We start from the raw sequence: 22,057 nt of genomic DNA on the forward strand, positions 1-22,057 counted from the left end.
GCACCCAGTGCGCGACCGGCGCGGAGCGAGGAGTGAGGAACAGCGAGTCGCGTACTGGATGCGCTCCTACAGGGGAAAGTCGGGAATCCGAGAACGCCGAAAGGGGCGCGCCGTATCGGCCGCGCCCCTTGCATGTTGTTCCGCTGGCCCGGTTCACGCCGGGCCATGATGGTCGTCTCACATCGCGCCCCGCGCCTGCGCCTTGGCCAACGCGCGATGCTCGCGCCGCACCCGCAGCCAGTCGGAGAAACGCTCCATGTAGAGGTAGATCACCGGCGTGGTGTACAGCGTTACCAGCTGCGACAGCAGCAGGCCGCCCACGATGGACACGCCCAGCGGACGGCGCAGCTCCGCACCGATGCCGTTGCCCAGCGCCAGCGGCAAGGCGCCGAGCATGGCCGCCGCGGTGGTCATCATGATCGGGCGGAAGCGCAGCAGGCACGCGCGGCGGATCGCCTCGCGCGGCTTCATGCCGTCGCGCTGCGCCTCGATGGCGAAGTCGATCATCATGATCGCGTTCTTCTTCACGATGCCGATCAAGAGCACGATGCCCACGATGCCGTCCACCGACAGGCTCATGCCGCACAGGATCAGCGCCAGCAGCGCGCCCACGCCCGCCGGGGGCAAGGTGGAGATGATGGTGAGCGGATGGATGTAGCTCTCGTACAGCACGCCAAGCACGATGTAGATCACCACGATCGAAGCGATCAGCAGCAGCACCTCGTTGGTCAGCGAGGTGGAGAATTCCGCCGCCTTGCCGATGAACTGTCCGCGCACCTGCGGCGGGAAGTCGAGCTGCTGCTCCACTTCGTGGATCGCCTTCACCGCCTCGGACAGCGAGTAGCCCGGTGCCAGGTTGAACGAGACGGTCACCGCCGGTAGTTGCTGCTGGTGGCTCACCACCAGCGGCGCGTTGGTGATCTCGGCGCTGGCCAGCGAGGCGAGCGGGATGGTGCCGCCCGCGCCGATGATCACGCCGGTGTTGGCCACGCCCAGGCCAGTGCTGGTGGAGGAGTTGCTCGAGGCCACCTGGCCGAACGCGGTGGCGTTGCTGCCGGTCAGCGCGCCGTTGCCGTTGCTCTTGACCGTGAGCTGGTTGAGCAGCGCGGTGCTGGTGCGGAATTGCGGCGCCACCTCCAGCACCACGCGGTACTGGTTGAGCTGGGTGAAGATGGTGGAGATCTGGCGCTGGCCGAACGAGTCGTACAGCGTGTCGTCGATGGTCTGCACCGGCACGCCCAGGCGGCTGGCCTTCTCGCGGTCGATGGTGAGCTTGAGCGAGGTGCCCTGGTCGGCCAGGTTGTTGTCCACGTCCGCCAGCTCAGGCCGCTCGCGCAGCGCCTGGGTCATCCGGGTGGCATAGCCGGACAGCTCGGTCGAGTTCACGTCGGACATCGAGTACTGGTACTCGGTGGCCGACACGCGGCTGTCCAGGGTCACGTCCTGCACGGGCTTGAGGTACAGCGCCACGCCCGGAATGCCGGCGGCCTCCCGCTGCAGGCGCGCCACCACGTCCTCCAGGCCGTCGCGCTGGCCGCGGTCCTTCAGCACGATGCTGAGCTGGCCCTGGTTGAGCGTGGGATTGATCGAGCCGGCGCCGATGAAGGCCGCCACGCCGCTCACCGCCTTGTCGCGGCGCAGGGCGTCGGCCACCGCCTTGGTACGCTGCTCCATCTGCGGGAAGGCGACGTTCTGGTCGGCCGCGACCACGCCGGTCACCAGGCCGGTATCCTGTTCGGGCAGCAGGCCCTTGGGAATCACGACGTAGAGGAACACGGTGAAGATCACCGTGGCGCCCGCCACCAGCATGGTGAAGCGTTGGTGGCCGAGCACCCAGTCCAGCGAATTCTCGTAGACGCCCACCAGGCGCGCCCACCAGGTGCGCTTGCCAGCGGCCGCGTGGCGCTCGTGGGCATCGTCGCCCTCCGGCAGCGCGTCGGGGTTCAGCAGGTAGGCGCACATCATCGGCGTCAGCGTCAGCGACACCAGCATGGAGATGGCCACCGCGATGGTGAGCACCCAGGCGAATTCGTGGAACAGGCGGCCGGTGACGCCGGGCATCAGCAGCAGCGGCAGGAACACGGCGATCAGCGACACGGTCAGCGACAGCACGGTGAAGCCGATTTCCTTGGCGCCGATCTCGGCCGCCTCCATGCCGTCCTTGCCTTGCTCGATGTAGCGCACGATGTTCTCGATCATCACGATCGCATCATCCACCACGAAGCCGGTGGCCACGGTCAGCGCCATCAGCGAGAGGTTGTCCAGCGACATGCCGGCGAAGGCCATCACGCCGAAGGTGCCCATCAGCGACAGCGGCACCGCCACCGACGGGATCACCGTGGCCCACAACCGGCGCAGGAATACGAAGATCACCGCTACCACCAGGCAGATGGTGAGGATCAGCGTGAACTGCACGTCCTCCACCGAGGCGCGGATGGTGATGGTGCGGTCGGCGAACACGTCCAAGTGCACATCGGCCGGCAGCACGGCCTGCAACTGCGGCAGGATGCTGCGGATCTGCTGCACCGTCTGCACGATGTTGGCGCCCGGCTGGCGGCGGATGTCCAGCAGCACGGCGGGCTTGCCGTTGGCCCAGGCGGCGAGCTGGTCGTTCTCCACGCCATCGATCACCTCGGCCACGTCGGACAGGCGCACCGGCGCGTTGTTCCGGTAGGCGATGATGGTGCTCTTGTATTCGGCCGCGTCGGCCAGCTGGTCGTTGGTGCCGATGCTGTAGGACTGCGTGGCACCGTTGAGCGTGCCCTTGGGTGCGTTGACGTTGGCCTCGGTGAGCGCGCTGCGCACGTCCTCCATGGTGAGGCCGAGGTTGGCCAGCTGCGAGGGATTGACCTGCACGCGCACGGCCGGGCGCACGTTGCCGGCGATCGACACCAGGCCCACGCCCTGCACCTGCGAGAGCTTCTGCGCCAGGATCGAGTCGGCGTAGTTGTTGACGTCGCGCAGCGGCAGGCTGTCGGAGGTGAGCTTGAGCGTGAGGATCGGCGCGTCGGCCGGGTTCACGCGGTTGTACACCGGCGGGTAGGGCAGCGTCGCCGGCAGCGTGCCGCGCGCCTGGTTGATGGCCGCCTGCACGTCCTGCGCCGCGATGTCGATGTCGCGGTCCATCGCGAACTGCAGCACGATGGTGGACAGGCCCGCCGACGAGTCGGAGGTCATCATGGTCAGGCCGGAGATCTGGCCGAAGTTGCGCTCCAGCGGCGTGGTGACCAGGGACGCCATGGTGGAGGCGCTGGCGCCGGGATACTGGGTGGTGACCACCAGGCTGGGCGCGTCGATCTCGGGCAGCGCCGATACCGGCAGCTCGCGGTAGCCGAGGATGCCGAGCAGCAGCACCGCCACCATCAGCAGCGAGGTGGCGATCGGTCGGCGGATGAAGAGTGTGGAGAAGCCCATGGGGTTAGCCGTCGATGTGTGTGGCGGGCGCCTGTCCTGCGGCGCCCCGTTTCGTTGCCGCAGGGGCTAGGGGGCGAATGGCGAGGGCGCAAGCCCGGGTCACCGCCGGCGGATGAATGGCGACGGACCCGACTGTCGCGCCCTCGCTACTCATCCCTCGCCCCTCTCTCCATCAGCCGCCGCGGCGACCGCCGCCCTGCCGTTGCTGGGCGCCCTGCTTGGCCTTGTCCATCTCGGCCGCCGTCGGCGCCGCCGGCACTTCGCCCGGCTTGAGCGCCTTGACCTTGCTGCCCGGCTTGAGTCGGAACTGACCCTCGGTCACCACCTGGTCGTTGAGCGCCAGGCCGGAACCGATCATCACGTGGCTGTCGCCCACCTCGCCGGTGACCTTGACCGGATTCATCTTCACCGTCTGGTCCTGCTGCACGAGATAGACGTAGTCGCCGTCCGGCCCGCGCTGCACCGCCTGCGCCGGGATCACCAGGCCGCCGGCCACGGTGCGCACCTTCAGGCGCACGTTGACGAACTGGCCCGGCCACAGGTCGCCCTTGGCGTTCTGGAACACCGAGCGCAGCTTGAAGGTGCCGGTGGTGGTGTCGATCTGGTTGTCCACCACGTTGAGCTGGCCGTCGTCGGCGATGGTGTGCGCGTCGGCGCGATCCAGCGCCAGCACTTCCAGCGGCGCGCCGCTGCCGGCCGCCTGGCGCACGATCTCCAGGTTCTGCTCGGGCAGGAAGAACATCACGTAGATCGGGTGGATCTGGGTCAGCGTGACCACGGCGGTGGTGGTGGTCACCACGTTGCCCGGGTCCACGTTGCGGATGCCGGCCACGCCATCGATCGGCGAGACGATGCGGGTGTAGTCCAGGTTCACCTTGGCCGCGCGCACCGCGGCCTTGTCGGCGGCGACGGTGGCGGTCAGGTTGGCCACGTTGTTGCGGAAGGTGTCCATGTCCAGCTGGGCGACGTAGCCCTTGGCCACCAGCGCCTCGTTGCGCTTGAGCGTGCTCTGCGCGGTGGCCAGCTGGGCCTCGTCCTGCTCCTGCTTGGCCACGGCCTGGTCATAGGCGGCCTGGAACGGGCGCGGGTCGATCTGCGCGAGCAGGTCGCCCTTCTTCACTTCCTGGCCTTCCTTGAAATTGATGCTCAGCATCTGCCCGCTGATCTGCGGGTTGATGGTGACGGTGTTGAGCGCCTGCACCGTGCCCAGCGCGGTGAGGTAGACCGGCACGTCCTGCTTGACCACCGGCTCGACGGTGACCGGCACCGGCGCATCCTGCCCCGGCTGGCCCTGGCCCGCGCCCGGCGCGCCGCCGGCCTGGCCCTGCCCCCTGTGCTGGCCACGATGCTGCCCCTGGCCGGCCGTACCTTCCTGCGGTGCCGGCTTGTGCAGCAAGCGGAATCCTACCGCTCCGACCACGATCACGGCCACGATGACCAGCGCGATCTTCCAAAAACGCGACATGAAAAACTCCCAGAGATTAAGCGGCGGGCCACCCGCCCCGCCGGCGCTGTTCGCGCGCCTAGATGTAGTACGTCGGGTGAAAGAATAGGGTCAGTTCAACGGGAATAGACAATGCCAGTTGACATGGGTGCCCCATGACCGATGGCAGGGTTTTGCGAGCATAGCCAAACATCATGACGAAAGCGGCATGAAACGGCGGGTTGACGCAGGGCCGGCCGGCCCGTTCCGGCCGACTGAAACTTGGCCCGGGCTTCGTCTATACTGCGGGCTTTGTTGTCTGAACCTATGCCAACCCGGCCGCAAGGCCGTCCATTCAAAATGGAGTGATTGCGTGAGCGGTTCCTCGACCAAATCCGACCAGAGCTTCATGCGCAGCTTCTCGCTGCTGATCGCGGGCCTGGGCGCACTGACCCTGATCCTGATCGTCGGCGCCTGGCTGATCTACGAGCACGAGCCCAAGGAAACCGATCCGCAAACCTCCCAGCAGGTGGCCGAGCGCATCGCCCCGGCGGGCGCGGTCTATGCCGGCGATACCGGCCGCGCCGCCATGCAGGCCGCGCAGGAGGCCGCCGCCAAGGCCGCCGCCTCGCAGGTGGCCTATGGTGGCACCACCGACGGCAAGACCATCTACGACAACCTGTGCCACAGCTGCCACACCGCCGGCGTGGCCGGCGCGCCCAAGCTCGGCGACAAGGGCAACTGGGGGCCGCGCATCGCCCAGGGCATCGACACCCTGGTCAAGCATGCGACGGAAGGCTACAAGGGCCCGGACGGCAACATGATGCCCGCCAAGGGCGGCAACCCGGCGCTGACCGACGCGCAGGTGAAGGCCGCCGTGCAGTGGATCGTGGACCAGGCCAAGTAAGGCCCGCTTCCATGGGACCAAAGCAAAACGCCGCCCCGAGGGCGGCGTTTTTCGTTCGCCTCCTCTCCCCCGGCGGGGAGAGGGAGCCAAGAGCCTGTTCACGATCTCCACGCGGGCTACGTGGAGATCGTGAACAGGCTCTAATGCCCCGCCTCGATCCACCGCGCGGCGAAGTCCCGCAGCTGCGGGAAGAACGCCTCGAAATGCATTTGCAGCAACGGGTCCAGTTCCATCAGCACCGGCAGCGCCTCGCCCACCGGGTTGGCTCGGCGCAGGCGATGGGAAATGCCATCCAGCGCCGCGCCCACCTCCTCGGTCCGTGCATAGCCCGCGGGCAGGGCATGGGCTTCCATGTAGTGCTGGAACCGCTGCAGCCCTGGCGGCAGCAAGGACTGGTGGCGGCGAAGCAGGTCGCGCACCTCGTCCGAATAGCCCCGCAGGTCGCGTTCGTCCCATCGTGGGAAATCGCGGGCCAGCAGGTGGTCGAACCACAGGTCCAGCAGGATGCCGCCATAGCGCCGGTACGGCGGCGGCAGCAGCGTCCGCGCCGCCGCCACGTCCGGATGGCCGTCGGTATAGGTGTCGATGGCCCGGTGCAGGCGGATGCCCGCGATCACTCCCGCCGGCAGTGCCGGATCGGGATGGCCGTGCACGAAATCGCCCATCAGGCCGCCCAGGCGCAGCCACTCGTCGTCGCCCGCCAGCAGCGCGTGCGCAAGATGATTCATGCCGGCGAGGCCTCCCGGACACATGTGGCGGTTATCATCTTGGCCATGAATCCCCTCGCGATACCCCCCCAGCCCGATCATTTTCCCGAGCAGGCCGCCAGCTTCGCGCTACCCGGGCCTGCCGGCAAGCTCGAAGCGATCAGCGACGTGGCCATCCCCGAGGAGGCCCGCCGCGGCACCGCCGTGATCTGCCATCCGCACCCGCTGCAAGGCGGCACCATGCACAACAAGGTGGTGACGATGGTGGAGCGCTCCCTGCGCGAATCGGGACTGGATACGGTGCGCTTCAATTTCCGTGGCACCGGCGAATCGGAAGGCGGCTACGACCACGGCAACGGCGAGGGCGACGACCTCGCCGCGGTGGTGGCCTGGGTGCGCCGCGTCCGTCCCGGCGACGCGCTGTGGCTGGCCGGCTTCTCGTTCGGCAGCTACGTCTCCATCCGCAACGCGGTGCGCCTGAGGGCCGATGCGCTGGTCAGCATCGCGCCGCCCGCCGGGCGCTGGCCGTTCGAGGACATCGCGCTGCCCACCTGTCCCTGGCTGGTGGTGCAGGGCGAGGCCGACGAGGTGGTCGATCCGCAGGCGGTGTTCGACTGGATCGGCGGCATGGCCCACAAGCCGGAGCTGGTGCGCATGCCCGAGACCAGCCATTTCTTCCACCGTCGCCTGATGGATCTGCGCGGCGCGATCAAGCACGCCGTGCAACCGTGGCTGCCGCCGTTGCGGCAGGACTGATGCCACGCCCGACGTTCCTGTCCGCTTCGATGCCACGCCGCCCGGCGATGCGTCCCTGAGAACCTGCCGTACCCATGAGTGATACCCCCCTGCTTTCCCCCAGCGCGCGCTATCACGAAGGCGTCGCCGCCCACCGCTGGGAGGCCGACCCGGCCCAGCAAGCCCTGCTGCCCGAGTTCGACCGCATGCATGCCGCGCTGGTCGCCGCCGGCAACGGCAATGGCGGCCTGTTCGGGCGACTGAAATCGCTGCTCGGCAACGACAGCCGCGAGGGCGTGCCGGGCCTCTACCTGTGGGGCAGCGTGGGCCGCGGCAAGACCTTCCTGATGGACCTGTTCGTGGCCAGCCTGCCGCAGGGCATGGCGCTGCGCCGCCACTACCACCGCTTCATGGGCGAGGTGCAGGACCAGCTGCGGGCCTTGGGCGAGCGGCAGAACCCGCTGGTCGAGGTGGCCGCCGAGATCGCCGCGCGCTGCCGCGTGCTGTGCCTGGACGAGTTCCTGGTCAACGACATCGGCGACGCGATGATCCTGGGCACCCTGCTGCAATCGCTGTTCGAGCGCGGCGTGACCCTGGTGACCACCTCCAACACCGCGCCGGCCAACCTCTACAAGGACGGCCTGCAGCGCGCCCGCTTCCTGCCGGCCATCGCGCTGATCGAGAAGCACTGCCGCGTGGTGCAGATGATCTCCTCGCAGGACTGGCGCCTGCGCGCGCTGACCCAGGCGCCGGTGTACCACACGCCGCCCGGCCCCGAGGCCGAGCGCGCGCTGAACCGCATCTTCGCCAGCCAGGCCGAGGGGCCGGTGCAGGAAGGCGGCGAGATCGTGCTCAACGACCGCCCGATACCCGTGCGCAAGCGCGCGGCCAACATCCTTTGGTTCGAGTTCGCCGCGCTGTGCGAAGGGCCGCGCGCGGTGGCCGATTACATCGCGCTGGCCAAGGCCGGCCCTGCGGTGATCGTTTCCAACGTGCCGCAGTTCACCATCTACACCGACGACGCGGCGCGCCGCTTCGTGCTGCTGGTGGACGAGTTCTACGACCGCCACGTGAAGCTGATCCTGTCCGCCGCCACGCCGATCACCGAGCTGTACGACGGCGAGCGCCTGCGCGCCGAGTTCGGGCGCACGGAATCGCGCTTGATCGAGATGCAGAGCGAGGAATACCTGGCGAGCGAGCATCTGCCTTAGAGCCTGTTCAAAATCTCGCTGTACCCCATACCCCCCTCCCAACCTCCCCCTGCACTCAGAGGGAGGAGCCAAAAACATGTGCGCTCCGGCCCCCTCCCCTGCATGCAGGGGAGGGGTGGGGTGCTCTGTGGCCCGTGAGGATTTTGAACTGGCTCTGAGTGAGCGGGCCAAAAATGGCTCGGTTCGGGCCATTTTTGGCCTGCGTGATCCTTATAAATCAAGGGTGTGGAAACATCGAGCCAGAAATGGCCCGATTTGGATGGCTAAACAGTGGTGCGGTATGCGGCAGGCTGCCACAGGTTGTGTGGGCAACAATTCGCTATGTCCTTGATGGACGGCGGTTTCCGGCGATTCGAATCGATGCTGGCATAGCTGTTGCTGTAGAGCTTCTTGCCAACACTGCATGGCATTGCGACCAGTACGGTCACTTCGATTCAATTCAAGGAGTTCCATCATGCCTACACCCGCCTATATTTCGATCCAGGGCAAGACCCAGGGCAACATCACGAAGGGCGCCTTCACCGCCGACTCGGTCGGCAATGTCTATCAGGAAGGCCACGAAGACCAGATCCTCGTGCAGGAGATCGAGCACAAGGTCACCACGCCCACCGATCCGCAAAGCGGCCAGCCGTCGGGCCAGCGCGTACACAAGCCGTTCGTGTTCACGTGCGCGCTCAACAAGGCGGTGCCGCTGCTGTACCAGGCGCTTGCCACTGGCGAGATGCTGCCCGAAGTGAAGACCGACTGGTATCGCACCTCCACGGACGGCAAGCAGGAACACTTCTTCACCACCAAGCTCGAAGACGCCACGATCATCGACATCACCACTGTGCTACCGCACGCGCAGGACACGTCGAAATCCGAATACACGCAACTGGTGCGTGTAGCGATGGCCTACCGAAAGACCAACTGGACGCACGACGTCGCCGGCACCGAAGCCTCGGACGACTGGCGCAAGCCGGTGGCCTGATGGCACGGGCGGGTTGCCCGGTCCTGGCCGGGTAACCCGCCATGGTTTGAATCGGCAAGGAGTGCGTGATGCGACATCAATCGGATCTTCGATTCAGCTTCGCGGTGAACGGGCTGGACTTCGAGGTAGTGGAGTTCGACCTGGACGAAGGGCTGTGCGCGTCGTACACGCTAGACGTGGCGCTGGCCAGCGCTGATGCGGCGATCGACTTCGGCCGCGTGCTCGACCAGCCCGCGGTGCTGACGATCTGGCAGGGGGGCGTGGCCGTGCGCCACGTGCACGGCCAGGTCTCCTCGTTTGAGCAGGGCGACACGGGTTTCCGACGCACGCGCTACCGCGCCGTGGTGGAGCCGACGCTGGCGCGCCTGGCGCTGGGCTCGGACTGGCGCATCTTCCAGCAGCAGAGCGTGCCGGAGATCCTCGCCGATGTGCTCGACGGGCAGCAGGTCGTGCACGTATCGACCACCATCACGGCAGACCACCTGCCGCGCGAATACTGCGTGCAGGCCGGCGACACCCACGCGTATTTCATCGAGCGCCTGGCACGCGAAGAAGGCTTCGTGTACGCCTTCCGCCACGAAGCCGACCGGCACACGCTGATGCTGACCGACCACCTGAGCGCCTTCGGGCGTGTGGCTGGCGGCCCGGTGACCTATAACCCGGCGCCGGGCGGCGACCAGCCGCAGCCGGCGCTGCGGCGGCTGCACTACGCCGAGCATGTCCGCACGGCACGGCAGACCCAGCGCGACTACACCTTCACCCACCCGCGCTACCCGCAGGAACACACCCCGCAGGCGCCCTCGCTCGACCACCAGGGCGACCACTACGAACGCTACGACTACCCCGGCCGCTACAAGCGCGACGCGGCGGGCAAGCCGTTCACGCAGAACCGGCTGCGCGGGCACCGGCGCGATGCGCAGGTGGCGCAGGTCGAGGGCGACGATGCACGGCTGGCACCGGGCCTGTCGTTCGATCTGGACGGCCATCCACGCGCGGAGTGGAACCGGGGCTGGCGCGCGGTAAGCATGCGCCACCACGGCGTGCAGCACACCAGCCAGCAGGAGGACGGCGCGCAGGCCACGCAGGGCACGCACTACAGCTACACGGCCGAGCTGGTGCCGGACGATACCGAGTGGCGCGCCGAGCCGCTGCCCAAACCGCGGCTGGACGGCCCGCAGATCGCCACCGTGGTCGGCCCGGCCGGCGAGGAACTGCTTACCGACGAATGGGGCCGGTGCAGTTTCCGTGGGACCGGCGTGGCGGTAATGACGAACGCAGCTCGTGCTGGATACGCGTCGCGCAGGGCTGGGCGGGGGCGACGTGGGGGCATATGGCAATCCCGCGCATCGGCCAGGAAGTGATCGTGACGTACCTGGATGGCGACCCGGACCAGCCGGTGATCGGGGGCCGTACCTACCGGGAAACCAACCTGCCGCCATACGAACTGCCGAAGCACCAGACGCTGGCGACGGTGAAGAGCAAGGAGTTCGGCGCGTGGCGGGCGAGCGAGCTGCGCTTCGACGACACCGCACAGGAGATCAGCGCGGCGCTGATGAACGACCACGGGTCGAGCGCGCTGCACCTGGGGTATCTGACGCATCCGCGCCCGGAGGGTGGCCAGCCACGCGGCGAAGGCTTCGAACTGCGCACGGACGAGCGCGGGGCGGTACGCGCGGCGAAGGGGCTGCTGGTGACGACCGAGGCGCAGCCACAGGCGAACGGCGGTCAGCTGGACCGCGCGCAGATCGTCAGCCAGCTGGAGGCGGCGCTCAAGCTGGCGAAGAGCCTGGGCGACTACGCAGGCCAGCACGAAGGTATCGCCCATGACGCCCAGGCGCAGCAGCAACTCAGCGAGTCGGTGTGCGACCTGGGACACGGCGCGAACGACGAGCCGAACGGCACGGGCGGTGGCGAGCCGGTGGTGGCGGTGAGCGCGCCGGCGGGGATCGCGGTGGCGACGCCGCGCAGTATCGCGCTGGTCGCGGGGCAGCAACTCAATGCGGTGGCGCAGGACCACATGCAGCTCACCTCGGGCGGGCGCACGGTACTCAACGCAGCGGACAGCCTGGGGCTGTTCACGCAGGGCGGTGAATTGCGGGCCATCGCGCATCAGGGGCCAGTGCTGGTACAGGCCCAGCACAACAAGATGCAGTTGCAGGCCCAACAAAGCGTGGAGATCACGTCGAGCCAGAGCCACGTACTGGCGGCCGCGCAAAAGCGGCTCACCCTGATGTGCGGCGGTGCGTACTTGCGGATGGAAGGCGGCAACATCGAACTGGGCATGCCGGGCACGTTCACCGTCAAGGCATCCAGCCACGCGTTCATCGGGCCCAGCAGTGCCTCCGCCGCATTCAACCAGTGGGATGCCACGCCGTTCGACCAGGTCTATGTGGTCCGTGACGAAGCCACGCTCAAGCCGTTGGCCAACACCCTGGTCGAGCTGTGTCGTCAGGATGGCACCTCACTGAGGTTGACCACCGATGCCGAAGGCCGCCTGCCGATCCAGAAGAGCCTGCTGATGGAACGCATGGTCCTGCGGATCGTCGGTGCGGCTGCGCCTTCCAATGATACTGAGCCGACCGTATGAACCAAGCCGCGACGAACAACAATGAAGTGCTGGTGCCGCGCACGCGTGATGCGGAGGGCCGGCCCGTTTATCAGGATCACCTCACACCCACCGAGGACACGTGCAGCAAGGTGCTGTTGGCCAAAAAGCCCGCGCCTATTCCGGTGATCTTCGTGCCCGGCATCATGGGCACGAACCTCAAGAAGAAGGGTTCCGACGAGGTGGTGTGGCGGCCACCGAACGTCGCGCTGAGCTTTGGCGATATTTTCGGTGCTCTGGGGACCATGCTCACCTGGTGGCGACGCGATGCCAAGGACCGGCAGGAGTTGCTTGACCCTGAAAAGACGGAGGTGGACGACCGCGGTCCGGTCGCGGTCGGTGAGTCGGGCCTGAATGAGGAAGCGGTGCGCTTGCGCGGCTGGGGCAAGGTGAGCCGCACGTTCTATCACCGCGCCATGGCGGTCCTGGAGCAGCACCTCGACCGCATCGTCAGCCAGGGCAAGGTGTGCGACTGGTGGCAGGGCGACGGCGCACACGATCCCGCCGACTACGGCGAGGAATTGGGCGGTATGCCGCCGCTGGGCGAGCCGGAGTTGTTCCAGGCCGCGCGCTATCAGTTCGACGTGTGGTGTGCCGGTTACAACTGGCTGCAATCCAACCGCAAGTCGGCCCTGGCCGTCGCCGACTATATCGAGAACACCGTCATACCCTTCTACCAGAAGAAAGGGGAAGTGACGGCGGAAACGGCCAGCAAGATGAAGGTCATTCTTGTCACCCATTCCATGGGCGGGCTGATGGCGCGCGCGCTCACCCAGATCCATGGCTATGCGCGGGTGCTGGGCGTGGTGCACGGCGTGCAGCCGGTCAGCGGCGCGCCGGCCATCTACCACCATATGCGTTGCGGTTACGAGGGCGTCGAGCAGGTCGTCCTCGGTGCCAATGCCGGCGAAGTGACGGCGGTGGTGGCACGCTCGCCGGGCGCGCTGGAACTGTGCCCGAGCGCGGAACATCGCGGCGGCCAGCCGTGGCTGTTCGTGCGAGATGGGGCGGGCCGCCTGTTGAGGGATGCCAATGGCCGGCCGCGCGCCTATCCGTCCGGGGGCGACCCGTATGAGGAGATCTACAAGAATCCCGACTGGTACGGATTGGTGCCTGAGCAGAATACGAAGTATCTGGATATGTCCGAGGAATCGAAGAAAAGAAGTGATATGCAAAACCCAAGGGGCGTCTTCAACACGCTGGTGGATAACGTAGCCAAGTTTCATCGCCATTTGCCCGCCGACAGTTACCACGCCCGGACCTATGTCCATTACGGCGCCGAGGACAGTCGGCCAAGCTGGCGCGACATGGTGTGGGAAGGCGATCCCGCCTCGTTGGAGGAACCCGGTCATGACCCACGGGACAACGGCAATGGCAGCTACAACGGGTGGTTTGGGCACGGCCTGCCCGAGGTGACGGCCAAGTCGATGAACGATGACGCACTGAGGCACGCCGGGTTGTTTCCCATGTCCGACGGCAGCGGTGGCGACGGTACAGTGCCGACCGACTCGGCGCAGTCGCCCGCCAAGGCAGGCAAGAGCAAGGGTGTCCAGGCCAGCTTTCGCCATGGCAGCAAGAGCAAGGGGGCGCACAATACAAAGAAGGGCTATGAGCACGCTGGCAGCTATAACGACGAGCGAGTGCAGTGGGCGACGCTCTACAGCGTGATCAAGATTGCGCAGGCCGCCGACTGGCACCCCGATGACGGTTGCGCCTCATGAACTGCCGCCTGTCCTGCCTGGTGATAGGCCTACTGCTGCTCGCTGGATGCGCGGCGGATTCCACGCGTTTGAGGAATAGTCCCATGGATAAGACCGGATGGATCACTCATTGCTTTGGACGGTTTCTGATTGATTTGCCGCCAACAGCCAATATCAAGACAAGCTATGTTTTTTGGCACGACTCGATCGATCGTTTGACCGACACGACGCCATCGTCGCTTCCCGCCCATCTGGATACGCTGGAAGGAAAACTAAAAGCACAGGTGCATGATAAGGGTGGAAACATGTTTATCCGTCGGGTTGATCTCGGCGGTGGTTCCACTGGATTGCTTTCCTGGTATAGCGAGGCGAGCAGGGGTATGCAGATTCTGGATACCTTTGTCATCACAAAGACGAACCCACAGGTATTCCACTGGCCAGCTGAGATGACGACGGACCGTGAACAGCGCGGCATCGAGATTGCCCGGTCGCTCGCCCGCAACATCCGCTCGCGCGAACCTAACGAAATCCCCAGTGAACCCGGCTTCTGCATCGACCATGGCCTGATTGCCGGAAGCGAGAGACAACGCGAGAGCTTTTCGGTTGGTGTGACGTTTCCCGATCATCCGGGAGCAATGCTTGATTTTCGCAGCAGTACCGGCGCGGCGGAAAAAACGCTGCTAGAGCGAATGGGGGGCTTTACGAAGAACGTGCTGACGGCAGTCGCTGGCATCAACGTGTTGCGCAAAGGGCGGCATGATGTTGGCCCACTGCCGGCGGAAGAGTATCTGGCTGCGGGGAGCGACAAAGGGCAGCGAGGCTATTCGTTCGCGTGGGATGTGAAGGGTAAGGACGACTCGCTCAGCGAACCCCATATGGCCGTTGGCTTGGGCGTGCTTGAGCGAGACCCCGACAGCAAAGGCAACCCGCCGCCGCCCGCATTCCGGTCGGACAAGGAAGCGCTGGACCTGTGGGACACGATCATCGATTCCATCCGGCTGCGTCCGGGCGCGGTGGGTACGCCGACCATGAGCAGCGTCGCACCGTCAGGTCCGGATGCCTCAGGCATCGCCTCGTCCGGAGCGCGCTCGGGCACGCCGTGCCCGTGGCCGGGCGAATGGACCTGCAACGAGGCGCCGTAGCTTGGCGTGCAGCGTTTCGCGCACGGTGAGCCGTTTCCCGAAGTCGATGGCAAGGCCGTGACATGGCGACTGGTCAAGGCGTATTGAGGATGCGACGTAGCTGGCGAGTGCTATGGGCCGGGATGTGCGTGGGCCTTCTGATGATGACATCCGTGGCAGCACCCTTGAGGAGTGTTCCCATGGATAAGACCGGATGGATCACCCATTGCTTTGGGCGGTTTCTGATTGATTTGCCGCCAAAGGCGGAACCGCCAGTCAGGCGCTTCGCCACGCGCGACTTCCTGGCGAGCACACCGGCTCAACGCGGGCTACGGGGAGATCGTGAACAGGCTCTTAGAGTGGGGATGGGGGATGGGGGATGGGGGTGCGAAAACCGTCTACCTGAGGCCAGCTTTCACGCCACGACAACGCGGGGACTTACGCTCCCATTCCTCGCTCCCTGCACGCGCTACCCTATGGGCAAGGCCGAACCACCGGAACCACCATGCTTCTCCTGCTCGCCCTCGCCCTGCAGCCAAGCCCCGCCGCGGGCGACGATTTTCACGCGCGCGTCACGCAGGCCAAGCTCGCCGAGGGCGCGGCGACCGGTCCGGCCTACCAGAAGCAGTTGTGGGACCGCATCGGTAACCCGACCACCGACGCCTACAAGGCCTGCCTGGCCAGCAACGCGCCGGCGGACAAGTCGCCCTTCACCCTGGTGGCCGACGTGCAGGCCGATGGCCACCTGGCGCGCATCGAGGTGCAGCCTCGGACGCCGGTGGCCCAGTGCATGGCGGGCCAGTTCGTCGGCTGGGTGCTGCCCGTGCCGCCCGCCAGGCCCGCGCCCTACCCGATCGAGATCGATTTCAGCATCAAGCAGTAGCCGCGCGACCGTCATCCGGCCATCCGTGCTACCCGATCCACCTTTTGGTGGCATTGCGACGCACCATACGGCTGCGTTAGCCTCGCCGCAGGAACGGGATAGCAGTCCCGAGGGGGTACTAGCGATGCGCACGACCGCGGGAACCATCCCGGGGCGGCACGCGGCCGGGCACCAGGAAGCTGCTTCCGCCGCCGCCCCATCCCCGACGCAGGCTGCCTCCGCGGAAGGATTCGCGGTACCCGGCTTCGATGCGGTGGTACGGCTAGTGACCCGCTCGCTCGGCGTGCCGCTGGTGTCGCTGGTGCTCCACGGCGGCACCGCCTACTGGTTCGCCGACGGCAACGAACTGCCCGCCCACGATCCGCGCACGCTGCATCCGCTCTACCTGGAGGCGGCGCGCAGCCTGACCCCGCACGTGGTGCTGGATACCCTCAAGGACGAACGCTTCCGCGATGCCGCGCTGGGCCTAGCCTCTGCGCCGGGACCGATCCGCTTCTTCGCCAGCGAGCCGGTGTGCACGCTGACTGGGCAGCAGATCGGCGCCCTGTGCGTGATGGATCTGGCGCCGCGCACCGCACTCAACGAGAGCGAGCGCACCTCGCTGCGCGATGCCGCTTCGCTGGTCGGTGCCGGCGTAGTGCTGCGCAGCTACCTGGGCCGCACCGATCCGATCACGCAGTTGCCGCACCGCTATGCGTTCTTCGACGACCTGCGCAAGCACCTGCAGGATGGCGCGCCGCACGCCTGGGTGATTGCCATCGACGTGGCGCCGGTGCAGCGCTTCAACGCCTTCATCCGCGCGATGGGACACGCCTACGCCGACGAGCTGATGCGCGCCGTGGCCAGCCGCACGATGGCATGGATACCGGCGGACACGCGCCTTTACCAGGTCGGCGCCACGCGTTTCGCCGCGGTGCTGCCGGACCGGCACGTGATCGAGGACAGCAGCCGTCTGGACGACCTGGTCGCGCGCCTGCGTCAGCCGTTCGATTGCCTGGGCATCCCGCTGACCATCCAGCCCGGCGTGGGCCTGCTGAAGATCAACGAACGCGAACTGCGCGGCGGCGACCCGCTGCGGCTGGTGATGAACGCCTCCCACGCGGCCCAGCACAGCGTGCGCGGCTGGGCGGTCTACGACCGCCAGCAGGACGAGCAGCAGCGGCAGGAATTCTTCCTGGTAACCGAGCTGGCCGCCGCGCTCACCGACCGCACCGAGCTGGACCTGCATTACCAGCCGCGCGTGGACCTGGACAGCGGCCGTTGCGTGGCGGTGGAGGCGCTGGCGCGCTGGCAGCATCCCACCCTCGGGCTGATCCCGCCCAGCAAGTTCGTGGGGCTGGCCGAGCGTGCCGGGCTGATGCGCTCGCTCACCCAATGGGTACTGGAACACGGCGTGGCGCAGCTGGCCGCCTGGCGGCGCCAGGGCCATGACATCCGGCTGTCGTTCAATGTCTCCAGCACCGACCTCGGCGCCGACCTGGTGGGCCGCCTGCGCCAGGTGGCCGAGCAACACAAGGTCGGCCTGGACATGCTGGAGCTGGAGTTCACCGAAAGCACGCTGATGGAGCATTCCGCCACCACGCGCCGCCACCTCGCCGCGATCCGGCAGCTGGGCGCGGGCATCGCCATCGACGATTTCGGCACCGGCTACAGCAACCTCGCCGCGCTGCGCCAGATGCCGGCCACCAGCCTGAAGATCGACCAGTCGTTCGTGCGCGGCATGGGCACCAGCCGGCACGACGAGGCCATCGTGCGCTCGGTGGCCGAGCTGGCGCACAGCATGGGTTTCCGGGTGGTGGTGGAAGGCGTGGAGAATCCCGACCTGTACGACAGCGTGCTCGGCATGGCTTGCGACGAGGCACAGGGCTTCCATATCGCCCATCCGCTGCCATCGGCTGAGGTGGTGGAGTGGCTTGCCGCGCATCGCGGCATGCTGGCGCGCCGCCCGGCCTGACACCCGCTTTGTTGCAGGAGCGCACCCAGTGCGCGACCGGCGAGGGGCCGGGGTCCGAAGGTCGCGCACTGGGTGCGCTCCTACAAGGGTAGCCGGGCCGCCAGTTCCCCGGCCATCGTCTCGCGCATCAGGTACTTCTGCACCTTGCCGGTCACCGTCATCGGGAACGCATCGACAAAACGCACGTAGTGCGGCACCTTGAAGTAGGCGAGATGGTGGCGGCAGTAGTCCTGGATCTCCGCCTCGCTGGCCTCGCAGCCCTCGCGCAGGCGCACCCAGGCGCATACCTGCTCGCCGAACTTCGCGTCGGGCACGCCGAACACCTGCACGTCCTGCACCTTGGGATGGGTGTAGAGGAATTCCTCGACCTCGCGCGGGTACACGTTCTCGCCACCGCGGATGATCATGTCCTTGAGGCGGCCGACGATGGTGCAGTAACCGGCCTCGTCGATCACCGCCAGGTCGCCGGTGTGCATCCAGCGTGCCTCGTCGATGGCCTCGCGCGTGCGCGCCTCGTCCTGCCAGTAGCCGAGCATCACCGAATAGCCGCGCGTGCACAGCTCGCCAGGCAGACCGCGCGGCACGATACGGCCGCGCTCGTCCACCAGTTTCACCTCCACGTGCGGGTGGATGCGGCCTACGCTGTCCACGCGCCGCTCCAGCGGATCGTCGATGGTGGACTGGAAGCTCACCGGGCTGGTCTCGGTCATGCCGTAGGCGATGGTCACCTCGCCCATGTGCATCTCGTTCACCACGCGCCGCATCACCTCGATCGGGCAGGGCGAGCCGGCCATGATGCCGGTGCGCAGCGAACTCAGGTCGAAGCGGGAGAACTCCGGATGCTCCAGCTCGGCGATGAACATGGTGGGCACGCCGTGCAGGCCGGTGCAGCGTTCCTCCTGCACCGCCTCCAGCGTGGCGACCGGGTCGAAGCCCTCGCCCGGGATCACCATGCACGCGCCGTGGGTGACGCAGGCGAGGTTGCCCAGCACCATGCCGAAGCAGTGGTAGAACGGCACCGGGATGCACAAGCGGTCCTGCTCGGTGAGGCGCATCGCCTCGCCGATGAAATAGCCGTTGTTGACGATGTTGTGGTGGGTGAGCGTGGCCCCCTTCGGGGCGCCGGTGGTGCCGGAGGTGAACTGGATGTTCACCGGGTCGTCGAAACCCAGCTCGCGCTGCAGCGCATGCAGGCGCGCCAGCGACGCATCGTCGGCCAGGCCCGCCAGTTCCCGCCACGGCCGCGTGCCCGGCGCCACGTCGTCATCGAGCAGGATCACCTCGCGCAGCGATGGCAGCCGCTCGCTCCGGAGCTGGCCGGGCGCGCAACCGGCCAGCTCCGGTGCCAGCTCGCCCAGGATGTCCAGGTAGTGCGAGGCCTTGAAGCGCCGCGGCAGCACTAGCGCGCGGCATTCGACCTTGGTGAGCGCGTATTCCAGCTCGTGCACGCGATAGGCCGGGTTGATGTTCACCAGGATCAGCCCGGCCTTGGGCGCGGCGAACTGCAGCAGCACCCATTCGGCGCGGTTGGGCGCCCAGATGCCGATGCGGTCGCCCCGCTGCAGGCCCAGCGCCAGCAGGCCGGCCGCCACGCGCTCCACCTCGGCGTGGAACTGGCGATAGTCCAGGCGCACTTGCTGCGCGCGCACCACCAGCGCCGGCCGCTCCGGATGGGCCGCGGCGATGCGGTCGAGCAGCGAGCCGACGGTGTCGCCCAGCAACGGCTGTCGACTGACACCTTGCACGTAGCTCACCGCACGCATCGGTTCATCTCTTCAGGAAAGGGCGACCGAGGATAGCATTGGGCCAGGCAGCCAACAGCATGCCTGCATGTACTCCCTCCCTTGCCGACGGGAGAGGATTGGGGAAGATTCAACGGCTTCAGAAACTCAACCGCGCCCCGAACATCCAGGTACGGCCCGGCGCGGGCTCGTAGTAGCGGCCGTTGCTGTCGTTGACGATCACCGAGCCGATGTAGCGGTGGTCGGCCAGGTTGTCCGCGCGCGCGCTCAGTTGCAGGCGCGTGCCCTCGCCGAGCGCGAAGGTGTAGCTGACGTCCGCGTCGGCCACCAGGTAGCCCGCGGCGACGGCGGTGCCGATGTCGTTGGCGGTGGTGTCGCCCGCGCCGCTCAGGGTCAGGCCCTCGCGCCAGCCCAGCTCGCCGCCGTGCTGCAGCCGCAGCGAGCCGTAGTTGCGCGGCACGCCCGGCATGCGCGTGCCGGCGCGTATCAGCGTATTGGGCGCGGCGCACGGCGTGGTGAGGCAGGTGAGGTAGGCGCTGCGGAAGGTCGCCAGCAGGTGGGTATAGCCGGCGATCAGGTGCCAGGATGGCGCGAGCTCGCCATCGAAGGACAGCTCGATGCCCTGCCGCCGCACGTCGGGCACGTTGAGGTAGGTGGTGCGCCCGTTGAGGCTGGCGGCGACGGCCAGCTCGTCGCGGGTGTTGGCGCGGAACAGCGCGGCATTGAACGACAGCGCCTGCGCCGGCTGCCACTTCGCGCCCACTTCGTAGTTCTGGCTGCGCGCCGGCCGCAGGTTGAAGGCGAGGCCGGGGCCGCCGTCGCTGCGGTAGCCCAGCTCGTTGTAGCTGGGCGTCTCGAAGCCCTTGCCGTAGCTGGCGTACAGGCGCAGCGCGTCGGCAAGGCGCCATTGCAGGGCGGCGACCGGCGTGGTCGCCGAGTAGTTCACGTCGCCGCTGTTGTCGGGATTGAGCGGGGTAATGTAGTAGTCGTGCTCGCTGAAGCGCACGTCGTCGTGGCGCAGGCCCAGCATCAGCGCCCAGGCGGGCGCGAAGTGCCAGTACCACTGCGCGTAGGCGTCCATGTTGTTGACGTTGTCGTCCTCGTCGCGGCGCAATGCACCCTTCACGCCTAGCGTGTCGCCGACGAAGTTCTCGTAGCCCAGGCGATGCTGGCGCTGGTAGTCGCCGCCAGCGCCGACCACGAACTCGTAGTCGCCGCTGAACAGCTCGCCGCGATGCGTCCAGCGCAGGTCGGCGCCGCCGTAGTGCGTGTTGGGTTCCACCACGCCGCCGGGCTGCTGCGGGTTGGCCTGGGTGGCGACGGGGATCGACTGGTACTGGGTGATCTCGCGCTGGCCGTAGTAGACCATCGCGCGCCATTGGCCGCTGTCGCCGGATGGGCGCTCGTAGACCAGGCCGAGCTGGTCCTGCCGCGTGCTTTTGCGCGTGTCGTACTGCAACGCCACCGGCGCGGCCTGGCGCGGATCGGCCTGCACCTGCGCCTTGGTCAGGCCCATCGGGTCCTGCGCCACTGGCTGGTTGAAATGGTTCACCACCAGGGTCAGCGTCTGGCCGTGCCCGAGGTCGAAGCCCAACCGGGCATGCGCCGTCTGGCGGTTCACCCGGCTGTGCTCGCGGTAGCCGTCGGAGAGGAACTGCGAGGCGGCGATGTTGTAGTCCATGCTGCCGGCGGTGCCGCGCGTATCGACCAGGTAGCGGAAGCTGTCGTTGCTGCCGCCGTACATGCCTACCGTGGTCTGCGGCGTGGGCGTGCCCGGCGCGCTCCACAGCTGCACCACGCCGCCGGCGGCATTGCCGTACAGCACGGAGAACGGGCCGCGCAGCACCTCCACGCGATCAGCCACGTCGAAGTCGAAGTGCGAGACCTGGCCCTGCCCGTCCGGCAGCGTGGCCGGTATGCCGTCCAGGTACAGGCGGATGCTGCGCACGCCGAAGGTGCTGCGCGAGCCGAAGCCGCGGATGGAGATCTGCTCGTCCTGCGCGTAGTTCTGCCGGTCGCGGGCGAGGATGCCGGGCACGCCCACCAGGGTCTCCGACAGGTTCACGCCGGGATCGCCCGCGTCGCCCGGCGCCACCTTCACCACGCTGAGCGAGGCGGGCACGTCGATGGGCGGGATGTCCATGCGGCTGGCATTGACCTGCACGGCGGAAAGCGTCGCCGTGCCCGCCGGCGCCATCTGTTGCGCGAACGCGACGCAGGGCGCCAGCGCGGCGCCTGCCATGCCTGCCACCGCACGTAAGCAACGCAAGCGCATCGGGCTTCTCCCATGACGGCCATCGCAGCGACGCATCATCGCGATGCATGCGGTGCGGATGCAAGACGGCGTTGATGCCACGCTCATTCCCAAGAGCTTGTTCGGAGTCTCCGCGTGACAGAGCACCCCTCCCCAGCCCTCCCCTGCATGCAGGGGAGGGAGTCAGTGCGGGCCCGCTCTTGGCTCCTCCCCCTGCTTGGCAGGGGGAGGTTGGGAGGGGGTGCTTTGCCATGCGGAGACGTCGGACAGGCTCTTACGTCGAGGAACATGCGCGATCTCCTTCGCGTGCACGATGCGACTTTCGTCTAAACACGTTGGACGAGTGCCCCACTTCTGCAGCAAGCACTGTGGCGTTATGGGGACACTGCGCCGCCGCGCCGCCGGCGCGCGACGCCCATGACGAGCATAGG

General features: G+C 67.3%; 14 protein-coding genes and 1 pseudogene. 9 read left to right on the plus strand and 6 right to left on the minus strand.

Going from position 1 to position 22,057, the window contains the following annotated elements; genetic code table 11:
* Positions 1–177: 177 nt before the first annotated feature.
* Together MJ605_RS05385 and MJ605_RS05390 are read right to left on the minus strand one after the other, a co-directional pair.
* Positions 178–3,414: an efflux RND transporter permease subunit gene (locus tag MJ605_RS05385; protein ID WP_243040046.1), complete on the minus strand. Its 3,237-nt coding sequence runs from the start codon at positions 3,412–3,414 to the stop codon at positions 178–180.
* Positions 3,415–3,586: 172 nt separating this feature from the next.
* Positions 3,587–4,879 (minus strand): efflux RND transporter periplasmic adaptor subunit, encoded by a 1,293-nt coding sequence (locus tag MJ605_RS05390; RefSeq protein WP_243040047.1) that lies wholly within the window; start codon positions 4,877–4,879, stop codon positions 3,587–3,589.
* 367 nt (positions 4,880–5,246) lie between these two features.
* On the opposite strand from MJ605_RS05390, the gene MJ605_RS05395 reads away from it, so the two are divergent.
* Complete coding sequence (locus tag MJ605_RS05395; RefSeq protein ID WP_243040726.1) at positions 5,247–5,744, plus strand: c-type cytochrome; 498 nt, start codon at positions 5,247–5,249, stop codon at positions 5,742–5,744.
* A 140-nt stretch (positions 5,745–5,884) separates the two neighbouring features.
* Here MJ605_RS05395 and MJ605_RS05400 read toward each other — a convergent pair whose 3' ends face one another.
* Complete coding sequence (locus MJ605_RS05400; RefSeq protein WP_243040048.1) at positions 5,885–6,472, minus strand: acyl carrier protein phosphodiesterase; 588 nt, start codon at positions 6,470–6,472, stop codon at positions 5,885–5,887.
* Positions 6,473–6,517: 45 nt separating this feature from the next.
* Here MJ605_RS05400 and MJ605_RS05405 point away from each other — a divergent pair, with 45 nt between their 5' ends.
* The 6 genes and pseudogenes from MJ605_RS05405 (at position 6,518) to MJ605_RS05435 (ending at position 14,814) form a co-directional block, all read left to right on the plus strand.
* Complete coding sequence (locus MJ605_RS05405; RefSeq protein WP_243040049.1) at positions 6,518–7,207, plus strand: alpha/beta hydrolase; 690 nt, start codon at positions 6,518–6,520, stop codon at positions 7,205–7,207.
* A 74-nt stretch (positions 7,208–7,281) separates the two neighbouring features.
* Positions 7,282–8,397, plus strand: coding sequence for a cell division protein ZapE (zapE, locus tag MJ605_RS05410; protein ID WP_243040050.1), 1,116 nt, complete (start codon positions 7,282–7,284; stop codon positions 8,395–8,397).
* A 454-nt stretch (positions 8,398–8,851) separates the two neighbouring features.
* The gene (locus tag MJ605_RS05415) at positions 8,852–9,367 is read left to right on the plus strand and encodes an Hcp family type VI secretion system effector (RefSeq protein WP_243040051.1); all 516 of its coding nucleotides are present in this window, start codon (positions 8,852–8,854) and stop codon (positions 9,365–9,367) included.
* A 68-nt stretch (positions 9,368–9,435) separates the two neighbouring features.
* Positions 9,436–11,690, plus strand: a pseudogene (locus MJ605_RS05420) (type VI secretion system Vgr family protein); the annotation flags it as partial.
* Positions 11,691–11,950: 260 nt separating this feature from the next.
* Positions 11,951–13,693, plus strand: coding sequence for an esterase/lipase family protein (locus tag MJ605_RS05430; RefSeq protein ID WP_243040052.1), 1,743 nt, complete (start codon positions 11,951–11,953; stop codon positions 13,691–13,693).
* An 83-nt stretch (positions 13,694–13,776) separates the two neighbouring features.
* Complete coding sequence (locus tag MJ605_RS05435) at positions 13,777–14,814, plus strand: T6SS immunity protein Tli4 family protein (RefSeq protein ID WP_243040053.1); 1,038 nt, start codon at positions 13,777–13,779, stop codon at positions 14,812–14,814.
* A 73-nt stretch (positions 14,815–14,887) separates the two neighbouring features.
* Here MJ605_RS05435 and MJ605_RS05440 read toward each other — a convergent pair whose 3' ends face one another.
* Positions 14,888–15,085 carry a hypothetical protein gene (locus tag MJ605_RS05440; protein WP_243040054.1) on the minus strand — a complete coding sequence of 66 codons (198 nt, stop codon included), beginning with the start codon at positions 15,083–15,085 and terminating at the stop codon, positions 14,888–14,890.
* 213 nt (positions 15,086–15,298) lie between these two features.
* Between MJ605_RS05440 and MJ605_RS05445 the strand changes: the two genes are divergently transcribed.
* Positions 15,299–15,676: a peptidase C13 gene (locus MJ605_RS05445; RefSeq protein WP_243040055.1), complete on the plus strand. Its 378-nt coding sequence runs from the start codon at positions 15,299–15,301 to the stop codon at positions 15,674–15,676.
* A 265-nt stretch (positions 15,677–15,941) separates the two neighbouring features.
* Positions 15,942–17,630, plus strand: a complete 1,689-nt coding sequence (locus tag MJ605_RS05450) for a putative bifunctional diguanylate cyclase/phosphodiesterase (protein WP_243040056.1) — start codon at positions 15,942–15,944, stop codon at positions 17,628–17,630.
* An 80-nt stretch (positions 17,631–17,710) separates the two neighbouring features.
* On the opposite strand, the gene MJ605_RS05455 is transcribed toward MJ605_RS05450, so the two are convergent.
* Together MJ605_RS05455 and MJ605_RS05460 are read right to left on the minus strand one after the other, a co-directional pair.
* On the minus strand, positions 17,711–19,393 hold the full coding sequence (locus MJ605_RS05455) for an AMP-binding protein (protein ID WP_243040057.1): 1,683 nt from the start codon (positions 19,391–19,393) through the stop codon (positions 17,711–17,713).
* Positions 19,394–19,511: 118 nt separating this feature from the next.
* On the minus strand, positions 19,512–21,614 hold the full coding sequence (locus MJ605_RS05460) for a TonB-dependent receptor family protein (protein WP_243040058.1): 2,103 nt from the start codon (positions 21,612–21,614) through the stop codon (positions 19,512–19,514).
* Positions 21,615–22,057: the final 443 nt, after the last annotated feature.

This window comes from Dyella sedimenti (assembly GCF_022760995.1).
In the GTDB taxonomy this organism is placed as follows: Bacteria; Pseudomonadota; Gammaproteobacteria; order Xanthomonadales; family Rhodanobacteraceae; genus Dyella; species Dyella sedimenti.